This is a genomic window from Bradyrhizobium sp. LeoA1Lang, assembly GCF_055413685.1.
Map to the genome: position 1 here is coordinate 21,250 of NZ_JBVAPG010000017.1, position 14,670 is coordinate 35,919.

A 14,670-nucleotide genomic window follows, 5' to 3' on the forward strand; every position below is an offset into this window, starting at 1 on the left:
GCGCAAGCCCGATGACCCGGTTTTCGCCGAAATGCGGGATACGATAAACTCGGCGACCCCCGTCGTCCCGGGCTTGCCCCGGGACCCATAACCACAGGCCTCTGTGGTGCGCTCCGCTGCAACCAATTGCTCCCGCCACAACAACCTCCTGTGGCTACGGGTCCCTGCTTTCGCACGGACGACAGTCGTAGGATGGGTAGAGCGCAGCGAAACCCATCATTCGCGTGGAGAGGTCTGCGCGGATGATCTTCGAGCTATGCTGGCATTGCACTGCGACCTGACGATGAGACATCGCCTTTCGAAAACGCACGAATGAAAGCGGTAGAGGGGCTGACGTAGTCGAGGATTGTTGATCTATGCTGGGTTGACCGCCCTGTTTTCTCTTGTGAGAACGCGGCCCCAACTTACTATTATTATGGGTGCAAGGTTTGTGGCGCAGATTCGGAGTATGCCAATGAATTTGAGTCGCCGAGGTTTCATCAAACTCACCGGAACCAGCCTTGCAGCCTCAAGCCTCGGTGCACTGGGCTTTGGCTATACCGGCGAGGCGCTTGCCGCAGCGGTTCGACCGTACAAATTGGCAGCCGCGACCGAGACCCGCAACACCTGCACCTACTGCTCTGTCGCCTGCGGCATACTGATCTACAGCATGGGCGACCGTGCCAAGAATGCGCGATCCAACATCATCCATATCGAGGGCGATCCGGATCATCCGGTGAACCGCGGGACGCTTTGTCCGAAAGGCGCGGGCCTCTTGGACGTCGTTCATGCGCCGACGCGGCTGAGAGCGCCGCGCTATCGCGCTCCCGGCAGCAACGCGTTCAAGGAAGTCACCTGGGACTTCGCGCTCGACCGTATCGCGCGGCTGATGAAGGACGACCGCGACAAGAATTTCATCGCCAAGAACGCCGCCGGCACGACCGTGAATCGATGGACCAGCACCGGCATGCTGGCGGCCTCTGCGTCGTCGACCGAGACCTCCTACGCGACATGGAAGGTCGTGCGCGCGCTGGGCATGGTGGTCTTCGACAACCAGGCGCGGGTCTGACACGGACCGACGGTGGCCAGTTTGGCCCCATCATTCGGTCGCGGTGCGATGACCAACACCTGGCAGGATATCAAGAACGCCAATGTGGTGATCGTGATGGGCGGCAACGCCGCTGAAGCGCATCCGTGCGGCTTCAAATGGGTGATCGAAGCCAAGATCGAGAACGGCGCCAAACTGGTGGTCGTCGATCCCCGCTTCACGCGCACCGCTTCGGTCGCGGACATGTATGCGCCGATCCGTCCGGGCACCGACATTGCGTTCCTGAACGGGCTGATCCGCTACTTGCTGGAAAAGGATGCGATCCAACATGAATATGTGAAGCACTACACCAACGCCGGCCTGATCGTGAAGGAGGACTTTGGATTCGAGGACGGACTCTTCAGCGGCTTTAACGAAGAGAAGAAGACCTACGATAGATCGAGCTGGGATTTCGAACTCGACGAACAGGGCTTCGCCAAGGTCGACGACACCTGGCAGAACCCGCGCTGCGTCATCAACTTGATGCGCCAGCACGTCGATCGCTATACGCCGGAGATGGTGTCGCGTATCAGCGGCACGCCACAGGACAAAATTCTGCAGGTCTATGAACTGATCGCCACCACGGCGGCACCTGACAAGGCATTGACATGCCTGTTCGCGCTTGGCTGGACGCAGCATTCTGTCGGCTCGCAGAACATCCGCGCCATGGCGATGGTCCAATTGCTGCTCGGCAATATCGGCGTCGCCGGCGGCGGCATGAACGCGCTGCGCGGTCATTCCAACATTCAGGGCCTGACGGATGTCGGTCTGCTGTCGAACCAGATTCCCGGTTATCTGTATCTGCCGACGGACCAGGAGACGACCTTCGAGGACTACATGAAGACGCGGCAGTACAAGCCGCTGCGTCCCGGTCAGGTCAGTTATTGGCAGAACTACCGCAAATTCATTGTCAGCTTCCAGAAAGCGATGTTCGGCGATTCCGCGACATCAGACAATGACTGGGCCTATGACTGGCTGCCCAAGCTCGACGTTCCCCTCTACGACATCATCCGCGCGTTCGAAATGATGAACCAGGGCGAGATGAACGGTTACATCTGCCAGGGCTTCAATCCGTTGCAGGCATTCCCGGATCGCGGCAAGATTCGTCGGGGCCTCAGCAAGCTGAAATTCCTGGTGACGATGGATCCGCTGGATACGGAGACCTCGCGGTTCTGGGAAAATTTCGGTCCGCAGAATCCTGTTGATCCGTCCCAGATCCAGACCGAAGTCTTCCAGTTGCCGACGACCTGCTTTGCCGAAGAGAACGGCTCACTGGTCAATTCCGCGCGCTGGCTGCAATGGCACTGGAAGGCTGCCGAGCCGCCGGGCGACGCGAAGTCGGATATCTGGATCATGAGCGGCATCTATCATCGTATGCGCGAGCTGTACCGCAAGGAGGGCGGCGCATTCCCGGATCCGATCCTGAACATGACCTGGAATTATACCGACCCGACCAGCCCCGATCCGGAGGAATTGGCGAAGGACATGAACGGCCGGGCGCTGGTCGATCTCAAGGACGCGACCGGCGCGGTGACGGTGGCTGCGGGCAAGCTGCTCGACGGCTTCGCGCAACTGCGCGACGACGGCACTACGGCAAGCGGCTGCTGGATCTTCACGGGTTGCTACACCGAGAAGGGCAACCAGATGGCGCGGCGCGACGCCAGCGATCCACGGGAGCAGGGCATCGCTCCGAACTGGGCCTGGGCGTGGCCAGCCAATCGGCGAATTCTCTACAATCGCGCCAGCGCCGATCTCAATGGCAAGGCGTGGAATCCGGAGAAGCCCATCATCGAATGGAATGGCAAGCAGTGGGTCGGCATTGATGTTCCCGACTACACGCCGACGACAAAACCGTCTGATGGCGTCGGTCCGTTCATCATGAACGCCGAAGGCACCGGACGATTGTTCGCGCGCGACCAGATGGTGGATGGTCCGTTCCCTGAGCACTATGAGCCGCTGGAGTCGCCATCTCAAAATGTCCTCCATCCGAAGGTGAGGTCCAATCCGGTGGCGCGCGTGTTTGCCGATGATCGCGCAGATTTCGGCACCTCGTCCGAATTTCCGTATGTCGGCACCACCTATCGGCTCACCGAGCATTTCCATTTCTGGACCAAGCACGCGCTCATCAACGCGATCCTCCAGCCGGAGGAGTTCGTCGAGATCGGCGAAGCGCTGGCCAAGGAAAAAGGCATCGACCAGGGCGGCTGGGTGCGAGTGTCCTCGAAGCGCGGCTTCATCGTCTGCAAGGCTTACGTCACCAAGCGCATCAAGCCTTTGACGGTCGACGGGAAACCGACACATGTGATCGGCGTGCCCCTGCACTGGGGTTTCACGGGGCAGGCGCGAAAGGGATTCGGCGCCAATACGCTGACTCCTTCAGTGGGCGATGCGAACACGCAGACGCCGGAATTCAAGGCGTTCCTGGTGAACGTCGAAAAAGCAACCGGTCCGGCGGCCTGAAGGAGCGATCAATGGCAGACCTACAGTCCCAGGACTACATTCGGCGCTCAGCGACGACCTTGACGCCTCCCGCAGCGCGCAACTACGAGCAACAGGTTGCAAAACTCATCGATGTGACGCGTTGCATTGGCTGCAAGGCCTGCCAGTCGGCATGCATGGAATGGAACAACCTTCGTCCCGAAGTCGGATATTTCGAAGGCTCTTACGAAAATCCGATGGATCTAGGCCCAGAAGTCTGGACGCTGATGCGTTTCAACGAATGGGAGAATGAAAAAGGCGATCTGGAGTGGCTGATCCGCAAGGATGGCTGCATGCACTGCGAAGATCCCGGTTGTCTCAAAGCCTGCCCGGCGCCCGGCGCGATCGTGCAATATGCGAATGGGATCGTGGATTTTGTCAGCGACGCCTGCATCGGCTGCGGCTATTGCGTGAAAGGGTGTCCATTCAATATTCCGCGCATCAGCCAAACCGATCACAAGTCCTACAAATGCACGCTGTGCTCGGATCGGGTGTCGGTGGGGCTGGAGCCGGCTTGCGTCAAGACCTGCCCGACAGGCGCGATCATGTTCGGGACGAAGAGCGACATGACGGATTGGGCTCAAGAGCGGATCAAGGATCTGAAATCGCGCGGCTTTGAGAATGCCGGTCTTTACGATCCTCCGGGCGTCAGCGGCACGCACGTGATGTATGTTCTGCATCACGCCGATAAGCCATCGATTTATTCGGACTTGCCGGAACAGCCGCATATCAGTGATTTCGTCAGCTTCTGGAAGGGGCTGATCAAGCCCGTCGCGCTCGCCGGTCTTGCGTTCACCGCGCTGGCCGGATTCTTCCACTGGATCACGGTCGGGCCGAATGACGTGCAGCCTGAAGATGAAGCCGAAGCGGAGCGGCTGTTGCGTTCAGCGGAGAAGCCGCGATGACATATCCGAGCGGCACCATCATCCGCTATTCGGCAGCCAGCCGGATCAACCACTGGATCACCGGTGGCTGCTTCGTGCTTCTGGTGTTGTCGGGCCTGGCGATGTTTCATCCCATGCTGTTCTTCTTGTCGAACCTGTTCGGGGGCGGCCAATGGACACGCGCCGCTCATCCATGGATCGGCGTTGTGCTGTTCATCAGTTACACCGGGTTGATCATTCAGTTCTGGCGCGATGAAATGTGGACTCGCGACGATCTCGCCTGGACCGGGGCCATCACCCGCGTTCTCGTCAATGAGGAAGACGGCGTCCCGGAAGTCGCGCGATTCAATGCCGGCCAGAAGTTCGTGTTCTGGGCCATGGCTCTGCTGGTGCCGGTTCTGTTCTTTAGCGGCCTTGTGATCTGGGAAGTCTATTTTTCGTCGTACACGACGATCGAGCAGCAGCGGATCGCCGTGCTGATCCATAGCCTGGCGGCCATCGGGGCGATCATCGTATGGATCATCCACGTCTATGCCGGCCTCTGGATCAGAGGCTCGATGCGGGCCATGACCCTAGGCTATGTCACGCCGGGCTGGGCATATCGGCACCATCGCAAGTGGTTCACACGTTTGGCAGAAACAGGGTCGAAAGGACCGGTGCCTCGCGTAAGCCATGACACTCCATCGATAAGGAGCGGTTCGTGAGGCAAGGCGAAGTCGCACCGCAGGGAAAATGGGAGGGCGTTCTCGGAGGCGTCAAAGCTCCGGAGGCGATCGTGCTTGCCGATCCGTTGAAAAGATTCGCCAATACATCCACTCGGCTCGCTGCGTTGGCGCCCGGGCATCCGATGGAAGACTGGCTGCGTTTCATGTCGCACCTCGCTCGGGCTCAGCAGGCCGCGGCGATCACCGCGAAGTCTCCCGTGCCCCCCGACCGATTTGCTGTCGAACAGGCGGTCGAAGCCCGCATGCCGCCACTCGCTGCGGATGGACATCGCAGAGATTCTGCCTGGCGCGACGGCTTGACGGCATTACTGGATAATTTCGACAACGCATCTGCGCCGCCACAAGCGCTGGCGGTCATGGCCGACTTACGCGCAAGCGACGCCGCCACGCTCGAGCGGTTGGCCGATGCATTCCTTCACGGCCACGTCGGAGCTTCGCAGGCCGGCGCGGCGCTCTACATTGCCGCCGCATTGCAGGTCTATTTCACGCGCATGGCGGCGAGCCTGCCCGCATCGTCGCTTCGTTTGTTGGAGCGCCGCGGACTTTGTCCGTGCTGCGGCTCGACACCCAGCGCAGGTCTGGTGACGGCGTCGGGGCAGACGCCGGGCGCGCGTTATCTTTACTGCTCGCTCTGCTCGACGGCGTGGAATCACGTTCGCGCGGTTTGCATCACTTGCGGCGAATCGCGCTCAGTCGCGCTCGAAGGTATCGAAGGTGACAGCGGCGCGGTCAAAGCCGAGACCTGCAACGAATGCCATACCTATGCGAAGATGATCTACCAGAAGCAGGACACCAAGGCCGACCCGTTCGCCGACGATCTCGCGACACTCGGGCTTGATGTGCTTGTCGGCGAAGCCGGCTGGTCGCGTCACGCACCCAATCCATTGCTGCTGACGGGAGAAGGTTGATCCATGTTGACACCGTCCGTTCGTTTGACTGATCTTGCCCATGGAGGAGGCTGCGGCTGCAAACTGGCCCCGTCCGTTCTCCAGCAACTTCTCGCCAATCAAGCAGCGGCTGCGCCTTACGCACAGCTCCTCGTCGGCACCGAAACCGGGGATGACGCCGCGGTCTGGCAGATCGACGACAAGACCTGCATCATCGCGACCACCGATTTCTTCATGCCGGTCGTAGACGATCCGCATGATTTCGGACGGATCGCGGCGGCGAACGCGATATCGGACGTCTATGCCATGGGCGGAAAGCCGATCATGGCGCTCGCTATTCTCGGCATGCCGCTCGGAAAACTTCCGATCGAAACCGTGCAGGGGATTCTGGGCGGCGGCGCGTCGATCTGCGCTGAGGCCGGCATTCCTATCGCGGGCGGTCATTCGATCGACTCCGTGGAGCCGATCTATGGTCTCGCTGTGATCGGTTTGTGCAGCCCGGATAACGTTCGCAAGAATTCCGGCGCCCGTCCCGGTGACGCGTTGATCCTGACCAAGGGCATTGGCATCGGCATCTATTCGGCCGCCTTCAAAAAGCGCGCACTCTCCGACGAGGCCTATGCGGAGATGATTGCGTCAACGACCTTGCTGAACCGGATCGGTCAGGTGCTGGGTGACGACGCGGATGTCCATGGCATCACCGATGTGACCGGGTTCGGCCTGTTGGGGCATGGCCTTGAAATCGCGCGAGGGGCCCGCGTGCGCCTGACGATAGAGCAGGGCCGCATCCCGTTTCTCGAAGCGGCGCAGCGGCTGGCGCTTTCGGGCTATATTACCGGCGCCTCCGAGCGCAACTGGGCGAGCTACGGTCATCAGGTGATGCTGCCGCCTGAGTTACCGTCATGGCGGCGTGCGCTGTTGACCGATCCGCAAACATCCGGTGGTTTGCTGGTGGCCTGCAAGGCGGATCGAGCTGAGGCGATCTGTGCGATGATCAAAGCGGCCGGTTATCCGCGCGCCAGCATCATTGGATCGGTCGGCGCAGGCGAGCCCGCCATTGAGATCATCTAGGTCATTCAGGAAGTGGCGGAAGAGAGCGGGAGTCGAACCCACCAAAGACAGGCTCGCTGCCTCACTCGGATTTGAAGTCCGAACGCCCCACCGGGGACGATTCTCTTCCCTGTATTTGATCGGTTGAATGCACCAGGGGTCCGAACAAGTCCAGACGATGCCGGTTTATCCGGCGCATGTCATCCTTGTTGACAGTCACGCCATGCCGATCGAAGAAGTCGAGGATCTGGATGGCGACCTTTCGGCCGTTCTCGACACGGTCGCGAAATTGCGCAGCGGTGAAAACGCCGTTCGCGGAACGGCCGGCAAGGTCGGCAACGATGCCCACCATTTCAAGGACCGTGCCGCGCAAGAAGAAATGGTCATGCGCGATTTCGTCGGCCCAGCCCATCCGGCCGGCCAGCTTCAACAGCCTGCGGATGTCGCGCTCCGGATGCCCCGTTGCGGTCGCGATGTCGCGCACGCGTGGCGGGCGGAAGCGGGCGCCTCCTGCCAGGAGCGGTTGGACCGTGGCCCAGGATTCTTCATCTCTGGGCGAAAGACGCACGGCATGGGTGGGCAAGCGCACAAAGGAGCCGTCGAGGACAACATGACCCATCGACGCCATTTTTTGCAACGCTGCGGCGAATTCCGCCGCCGGCAGCGGCGGCTGGAACATAAGCCGGAGTTTCTCGCGTCCGATCCCTTGCAGATCGGGATTGTCGCGATGGTAGGCGGCGACGTGCTCAGTGAGCTCGGCGAGCACCAATTGCCAACGGTCGGGGGCGAGCGCGAGTCTCGATTCCCGCGTCTCCAGGACAACCAGGTCCAGTGCGTCTTCGATGCGCTTTGCTTCTGTCGCGGACAGCGCGCGGCCTCTTGCAAAGGCGGCGAGGTCCCAGGCGAATGGCGATGTGGCCAGCAGCTTCTTGAAAGCAGTCAGCGGATCGAAAAGCGCAAGGGCGGCACGCTGCGCCCGCCGTTCGGCCGTTCCGCGCCGCCGCTTCGGCGGACGCAGATCGATGAAATAACCGCCGCCCATCGTGCGTTGCGCGGACGCATCGCGGATCACGTAGCGATCCGGAATGGCGGCGGCGATCGGCCGCTCCAGCACGAGTTGAACATCGGCCGTCGCGCCTGGACGAACGGGCTCATCGCCCAGCAGCACGATGCGCGCGCCTATTTCGGTAGAGGCGTGGTGCAACCGGACCGGAAGCCATTGCTTGATCGGTTTGGTCTCGCCCGGCAACAGACGCAGCCTGGCATCGATCCGATCCGTTGGCGCGTGCAGGTCGGGATCCAGCACCACATCGCCTCGATGAATGCTCTCTTTCGTGATGCCTTCGCCGGCGAGATTGAGCGCGCAACGGTCTCCGGCTCGTCCGATCTCCGCCGGTTTGTTCTGAGCATGCAGGGACCGCACGCGCGCAGGCAGGCCCGACGGACTAATGAGGATGTGATCCTCGACGCGAACGGAACCGGACAACACCGTGCCGGTAACGACAACGCCTATCCCCTGGAGGGTAAAGACGCGGTCAACCGCGAGCCGAAAACGGCCCGCCGCCGAACGTTGCGAAACATGCTTTGCCGACGCCGCCAGCCTTGCGCGCAGGTCGTCAATTCCCCGCCCCGTCGGAGCGGAGACCGGGACAATGTCGGCTCCCTCAATGGTGGTCCCTTCGATTGCTTCGCGGACTTGCGCGGAGAGATCAGCAAGCCGCTGCGGTGAAACCAGATCGGACTTGGTCAGCGCGACGATTCCGTGCCTGATGCCAAGCAGATCGATGATCGCCAGATGCTCCAGCGTTTGCGGCATGATGCCGTCATCTGCGGCGATCACGAGCAAGGCGAAGTCAATGCCGCTTGCGCCGGCGAGCATGGTATGTACCAGGCGCTCGTGACCTGGAACGTCGATAAAGCCCAGGATCTCCCCGCCATCGACGGGCAGATAGGCGAAGCCGAGATCGATGGTGATGCCACGCGCTTTTTCTTCCTTCAGCCGGTCACCATCGACGCCGGTCAATGCTTTGACCAGCGCGGTCTTGCCATGATCGATATGGCCGGCCGTTCCGATGATCATTGCTCAGGTCGACGCATCAGGATTCAATTCGGCAGGATTCAATTCGGAAAGCGTGGATACGAATTCATCTTCCTCCGACAGGCAACGCAGATCCAGCGTCAGGCCGTCATCTGCAATTCGTCCGATCACAGGCCGTCGCAGCCCGCGCAGGCCGGCGGCCAATCGGTCCAGCGCGCCGCTTCCGGAGGCGGAGCGAATCACAAGACCTGCGCTGGCGATGGTGTCGAGCGGCAGCGCGCCGGAGCCGATCTGGCTTTCACAATTGCACAAATCCACCGTGTAAGCCTTGCCAACGGCTTGAGCGACGACCGGGCGCAACCGGCCAGCTTGAGCTTCGATATCCGTCTTGGTGCGCGCCAGCAAACGCAAAGTCGGCAATCGCTCGGCCAGCCGATCCGGATCGCGATAGAGCTTCAACGTCGCCTCGATGGCGGCAAGTCTGACCTTGTCGACGCGGAGCGCACGCTTCATCGGATTGCGGTTGATCGCGGCGATCAAGGATGTCTTGCCGACAACGAAACCTGCCTGAGGTCCGCCAAGCAGCTTATCGCCCGAAAATGTCACGAGGCCGGCGCCGGCCGCAACCGCCTCCCGCACCGTCGGCTCCTTTTGCAAACCGTATTTCGAAAGATCGACCAGCGTGCCGGACCCGAGATCGTTCAGGAGCGGAACGCTCGCTTCGCTGGCGATGGTCGCAAGTTCTGCGGCGCAGACTTCAGCCGTGAAGCCCTGGATGCGATAGTTCGACGTATGAACTTTCAGGATGACGCCGGTCCGTTCGCTCAGTGCCGCGCGGTAATCCTTCGCGTGCGTTCGGTTGGTGGTTCCCACTTCGACCATGTTTGCACCGGCCCGCGCCATGATATCAGGCATACGGAAGGCGCCGCCAATCTCGATCAGTTCGCCGCGCGAGACGATCGCTTCGCGCCCTTGAGCCAGCGTGTTGAGGCAGAGCAGAACCGCCGCTGCATTGTTGTTGACGATGGTTGCGTCTTCCGCGCCGGTCAGCTCGCAAAGGAGCTGCCGCACGTGATCGTCGCGCTCGCCCCGCTTGCCCGTCGAGAGATCGAATTCGAGTGCTACGGGGCCGCGCATTGCCGCAACGGCTGCCTCGATCGCCTCGTCGGCAAGCGAGGCCCGGCCGAAGTTGGTGTGCAGAATGGTCCCGGTCAGATTGAACACCGAACGCAGTCCTGACATGTCCCGTTCGTTGAGCAGCGCCAAGGCGCGAAGCGCAACGTCCTCGATGCTGGGAGGCGGGGCACCGCTCCTTATCTCGTTCCGGGCGTCGTCGATCGTGGCGCGAATAGCCTCAGTCGACGCCACGCGCCCAAAGCGCTGCAACAGGGCGACAGCCGAATCCGAATTCAAGATCGCCGAGACAGATGGCAGGCTGCGCAGGCTGGCGGATGTCGAATCTTTCATTCGCATTCCGGACATTAGGTGGGTTGGGAGCAACTCCAGCGTTCTAAAGGGCGGTTGTGTCCCCGCCTGTTGCAAAGTGTCTATGAATTGGGACGTTTTCAATACCCTGAGCACCCATCGGTTGAGTCTCTCGCGTTCCGCCGGGATGCGATTGATCCTGGGTCCAGAAGCTGATCCAACTCTGGCGTCAGCGATACCGGTGCATTAGATACTCCCCACCATGCACGACCATGCGCTCGAGGACTTCGTCAACCGCCACTCACGTCTGTTCGTTCTGACGGGAGCGGGCTGTAGTACAAATTCCGGTATCCCGGACTATCGCGATAGCGACGGCAAGTGGAAGCGGACACCGCCGGTCACCTACCAGGCCTTCATTCGTGAGCACGCGACCCAGCAGCGCTATTGGGCACGAAGCCTGATCGGGTGGCGGAGATTCGGCCGTGCATTGCCCAACGATGCCCACCATGCGCTGGCCAAGCTGGAAGCGAAGGGGCGAAGCAAGATTCTCCTGACCCAAAACGTGGATGGGCTTCACCAGGCTGCCGGCAGCAAGCAGGTCATCGACCTGCACGGACGGCTTGATATGGTTCGGTGCCTGGGATGTGCGTCGACGACGCCAAGGTCGACTTTCCAGGACGAATTGGCGCGCTTGAACGGCGCATGGCTCGCTTTGGACGCTGCGGATGCGCCGGACGGAGACGCTGATGTTGAGCAGGAAGATTTCTCAAGCTTTGTCGTCCCGGCTTGCCAGTGCTGCGGGGGCGTTCTCAAGCCGGATGTCGTCTTCTTCGGCGAAAATGTTTCGCGCGACATCGTCGCCACTGCCAGGAGCCATCTGAACGAAGCCGACGGCATGTTGATCGTCGGTTCCTCGCTTATGGTCTATTCCGGCTTTCGCTTCGCGCAGATGGCGGCTCAAAATGGCCTACCGATCGCGGCTGTCAATCTCGGTCGGACCCGAGCCGATCACCTGCTCACGCTGAAGGTGGAAAATCGGTGCGAAGCGGCACTTGCCTTCTTGCTGTGAGAAATCCGGCGAGCGTCAGGAGCGACAAAGCTACGGTGACTTTCCAATAGACCAAAGAATGGCGTTGGTGAGGATTCGTTGAAAGCGAGTGTCGCGCCATACTGAAGCCTCGTGGCCCAGCGCCGTATAGAACACTCGCCCCCGGCCGTAAGATCGGGTCCAGGCGAGGGGCCAGCCATAGGACCGTTGATGCACACCCGGCTTGCCAAGGTCCACCGAGTTTTGGTCGAGGCGTAGCAGCACCTGTGATCCGCGATGGTCGAAGTCTCTGATCTGGTAGATCTCGTCCTCGAACTGCAAGGTATCGCCGAGATGCGCCACCAGTGGATTGCCGGGATCAACGACATTGATGGTCACGGCCTGATGCCATGGATGACCATCGAAGTAACCGCCGATCAGATCAAGATAATCCGGCCAAGTGTAGAACGTGTCCGTGGCTGAATGAACGCCGAGGAAACCACCGCCGGAGCGCACAAAATTGAGAAGAGCTGCTTTTTCAGCGTCCTTCATTGGGAGTTCTCCGGTGGTGAAGAACATCACCCCGGCATAGCGTCTGAGGTTGTCGGTCGAAAACTCGGATATGTCTTCTGTGGCAGTGACCTCAAAGGCGCCGGAACTCCGTCCAAGCTGTGTCAGTATTGACTCGGAAAGCGGTATGACTTCGTGCCGATAGCCGGCGGAGAGTGTGAAATAAAGGATGCGTTCCGGCAACCGCTCTGCACGCGCGCCGAACGGCCGGATTGCCGCCGCGCTGCCGAGGAGCGCTATGAACTCGCGTCGCCTCACGGTCCCTCCCGCAGCCTGCGCAATCATAATCACCCTCGCGCAAAGTGGAAGGGTTTCGAGGCGAACAGGGGAGAGCCGATCGTCGCGCGCATGTACGACACTGCGATGGTCTTGGCGCCCAGAAAGACAAATCGCTACTCGATTGCGGCCTTGATGAGGTTCAGCAATTCCTGATACGGCTCACGGCTCGGCGGGTCCGACGGCGCTTGCCGCATCAGATCGTAGATCTTCGGAACGAGTTGGACAGCCTGGTCGAGTTCGCCGTCGCGACCCGGCTGATAACCGCCCATTAACCGAAGATCGCGCGTGTCCTCGAAGCGCGCGATCATGGCGCGCAACTTTCGCAGCAAATTGCGTTCATCCGCGGTCCAGACTTGCTGGGCGAGGCGCGATACCGATGAAAGTACGTTGACGGCGGGATAGCGCCCCTGATCTGCGACCTCCCGGTCAAGCACTATGTGCCCATCGAGGGTGCCGCGCACCGTGTCTGCTACCGGCTCATTGTGGTCATCGCCATCGACGAGCACGGAATAAATGCCGGTGATTGAGCCCTGTCCGTCGATGCCGGGTCCGGACCGTTCGAGCAGGCGCGGCAGCTCGCTAAAGACGCTTGGGGCGTAGCCGCGCGCAACCGCGGGCTCGCCGGTGGCCAGCGCGATTTCGCGGGCCGCATGAGCGAATCGCGTGACCGAATCGACGATCAGCAGCACCGATTCGCCGCGATCCCGAAAATATTCGGCGATCGTGGTGGCGGTCTTTGCCGCCAGGCGGCGCATCATCGGACTCTCGTCGCTCGTGGACACCACCGTGATCGCGCGCGATCGATGGTGAACCAGTGCCTCCTCGAGGAATTCGCGTACCTCGCGGCCGCGCTCGCCGACCAAGGCCGTGACGACGGTGTCGAAGCCCTGGCTTTGCGCGATCATGGACAGCAACGTTGTCTTGCCGACGCCCGATCCGGCAAAAATACCAATGCGCTGCCCGACGCAGAGCGGCGTAAACAGATCCAGCACGCGCACTCCCGTCCGCAACGGCGTGCGCACGCGGGCCCGGCTGATGGCGGGCGGTGGGCTCGCATCCGTTGACATCACCCGGTCGCCGACGTGCAACGTGCCAGCGTCGTCGATCGGCTCGGCGAGGGCGTTGAGCACCCGGCCCTTCCAACTCGGATGCGGCGAGATCGTCTTCGGTGGATGACGATAGGCAACGAGACCCAGGCCCGCCCCGATGTGGGAATCGAACGGCTTGGCAGTGACGCCGTTCCCGTCGATACGAACGACCTCGCCGAGTTGTACCTGGCCATCGATTTCGAGCCCGATCAACTCGCCCAGTCTTACGAATCGCGAGAGGCCCGACACGCGGTAATGCGTCGGCGCGACCTCTGAAACGGTGCCGCCCACCCGGACCGTCGGCACGTCCTTGCGGAGCGACGAAAGCGTCGATTCCAGCCGCTCCAGCGCATTCATCGATTACCAGGCTCCTGTGTTGCTGGCCGCTATGCCTTGGACGGTTCGCCAAGCGAGCGAATCGCGTTCTGCATTGTGCCCTCGGAGCCCTCGACGAGCGAGGTGACGCTCTGGAACGCCCGCGACGCGGTGATCAACTGTGTCAGCTCCGACAGCGGGTCGACGTTGGACTCCTCGACAAAGCCCTGCTGGAAGCCGGTGTACATGAAATCGACGACGGGCGTCGCGGCACGGTCCGGAATGACCCCCGAATTGCCGTAGCGCTCCAGCTTTGCGCCCACAGGAATGTCGAACAGGCCGAGCACCCCGACCTGGTTGTTGTTTTGCGTAATGGTCCCGTCTCGCGAGATCGTCAGCGGTCCGCCCTCGGGATCGACGATGATCGGCGTGCCGCCTGCATCGAGCACGGGGAACCCTGAAACGGTCTGCAATTCGCCAGTGCGGTTGATCTGCATCCGGCCGTCCCGTGTGTAAGCCTTGCCGGTGGGACCGGTAAACCCCATCCATGTGTTCCCGATGACGGCGACGTCGAGGCTATTCTCGGTCCGCGTCACACTTCCGGGCCTTCGAGAGATGAAGTTTTCTCCGGGAGTCGAGAAGGCGACGGGCTGGGATGCGGCGCGCGACATTGCCGTTTCGAACTTCACTGCGTCGGCGCGGAAAGCGGTCGTCTTCATGTTCGCCAGATTGTTGGCGATGGTCTCAAGCCTCTTTTCGACGGCGACCTGAGCGGAAAGGCTGACATAGAGCGCTGATTGCATACCGGCTATCTTCCGATCTTGAGGTTCGTGCGTGC

Annotated in this window: 11 protein-coding genes and 1 tRNA gene; 6 read left to right on the forward strand and 6 right to left on the reverse strand. The window is 61.2% G+C overall.

Annotated elements, in window-relative coordinates; translation table 11 throughout:
- The first annotated feature begins 448 nt into the window (after positions 1 to 448).
- The 5 genes from fdnG (at position 449) to selD (ending at position 7,111) form a co-directional block, all read left to right on the forward strand.
- Positions 449 to 3,526: a formate dehydrogenase-N subunit alpha gene (gene fdnG / locus ACZYOF_RS08765; protein WP_463715498.1), complete on the forward strand. Its 3,078-nt coding sequence runs from the start codon at positions 449 to 451 to the stop codon at positions 3,524 to 3,526.
- An 11-nt stretch (positions 3,527 to 3,537) separates the two neighbouring features.
- Entirely contained in the window at positions 3,538 to 4,449 is a 912-nt protein-coding gene (gene fdxH / locus ACZYOF_RS08770; protein WP_130577375.1) for a formate dehydrogenase subunit beta, read from the forward strand.
- Positions 4,446 to 5,132: a formate dehydrogenase subunit gamma gene (locus tag ACZYOF_RS08775; RefSeq protein WP_463715499.1), complete on the forward strand. Its 687-nt coding sequence runs from the start codon at positions 4,446 to 4,448 to the stop codon at positions 5,130 to 5,132. Before fdxH ends, ACZYOF_RS08775 begins: the two co-directional genes overlap by 4 nt.
- Before the next feature lie 71 nt (positions 5,133 to 5,203).
- Positions 5,204 to 6,061: a formate dehydrogenase accessory protein FdhE gene (gene fdhE / locus ACZYOF_RS08780; RefSeq protein ID WP_463715500.1), complete on the forward strand. Its 858-nt coding sequence runs from the start codon at positions 5,204 to 5,206 to the stop codon at positions 6,059 to 6,061.
- A 3-nt stretch (positions 6,062 to 6,064) separates the two neighbouring features.
- On the forward strand, positions 6,065 to 7,111 hold the full coding sequence (selD, locus tag ACZYOF_RS08785; protein ID WP_463715501.1) for a selenide, water dikinase SelD: 1,047 nt from the start codon (positions 6,065 to 6,067) through the stop codon (positions 7,109 to 7,111).
- Between the two features lie 13 nt (positions 7,112 to 7,124).
- Here the strand turns inward: selD and ACZYOF_RS08790 are convergent.
- From ACZYOF_RS08790 to selA, 3 genes are all read right to left on the reverse strand, one after another.
- Positions 7,125 to 7,220, reverse strand: a tRNA-Sec gene (locus ACZYOF_RS08790).
- The gene (selB, locus tag ACZYOF_RS08795) at positions 7,173 to 9,170 is read right to left on the reverse strand and encodes a selenocysteine-specific translation elongation factor (protein ID WP_463715523.1); all 1,998 of its coding nucleotides are present in this window, start codon (positions 9,168 to 9,170) and stop codon (positions 7,173 to 7,175) included. Before selB ends, ACZYOF_RS08790 begins: the two co-directional genes overlap by 48 nt.
- Positions 9,171 to 9,173: 3 nt before the next feature.
- Entirely contained in the window at positions 9,174 to 10,595 is a 1,422-nt protein-coding gene (selA, locus tag ACZYOF_RS08800; protein WP_463715502.1) for an L-seryl-tRNA(Sec) selenium transferase, read from the reverse strand.
- A 220-nt stretch (positions 10,596 to 10,815) separates the two neighbouring features.
- On the opposite strand from selA, the gene ACZYOF_RS08805 reads away from it, so the two are divergent.
- Positions 10,816 to 11,622 carry an NAD-dependent protein deacetylase gene (locus ACZYOF_RS08805; RefSeq protein WP_463715503.1) on the forward strand — a complete coding sequence of 269 codons (807 nt, stop codon included), beginning with the start codon at positions 10,816 to 10,818 and terminating at the stop codon, positions 11,620 to 11,622.
- Between the two features lie 30 nt (positions 11,623 to 11,652).
- Here the strand turns inward: ACZYOF_RS08805 and ACZYOF_RS08810 are convergent, their stop codons facing one another.
- The 3 genes from ACZYOF_RS08810 to flgF form a co-directional block, all read right to left on the reverse strand.
- Positions 11,653 to 12,435, reverse strand: coding sequence for a ThuA domain-containing protein (locus tag ACZYOF_RS08810; RefSeq protein ID WP_463715504.1), 783 nt, complete (start codon positions 12,433 to 12,435; stop codon positions 11,653 to 11,655).
- 107 nt (positions 12,436 to 12,542) lie between these two features.
- Complete coding sequence (gene fliI / locus ACZYOF_RS08815) at positions 12,543 to 13,874, reverse strand: flagellar protein export ATPase FliI (protein ID WP_463715505.1); 1,332 nt, start codon at positions 13,872 to 13,874, stop codon at positions 12,543 to 12,545.
- A 29-nt stretch (positions 13,875 to 13,903) separates the two neighbouring features.
- The gene (gene flgF / locus ACZYOF_RS08820; protein WP_130577366.1) at positions 13,904 to 14,635 is read right to left on the reverse strand and encodes a flagellar basal-body rod protein FlgF; all 732 of its coding nucleotides are present in this window, start codon (positions 14,633 to 14,635) and stop codon (positions 13,904 to 13,906) included.
- Positions 14,636 to 14,670 lie beyond the last annotated feature (35 nt).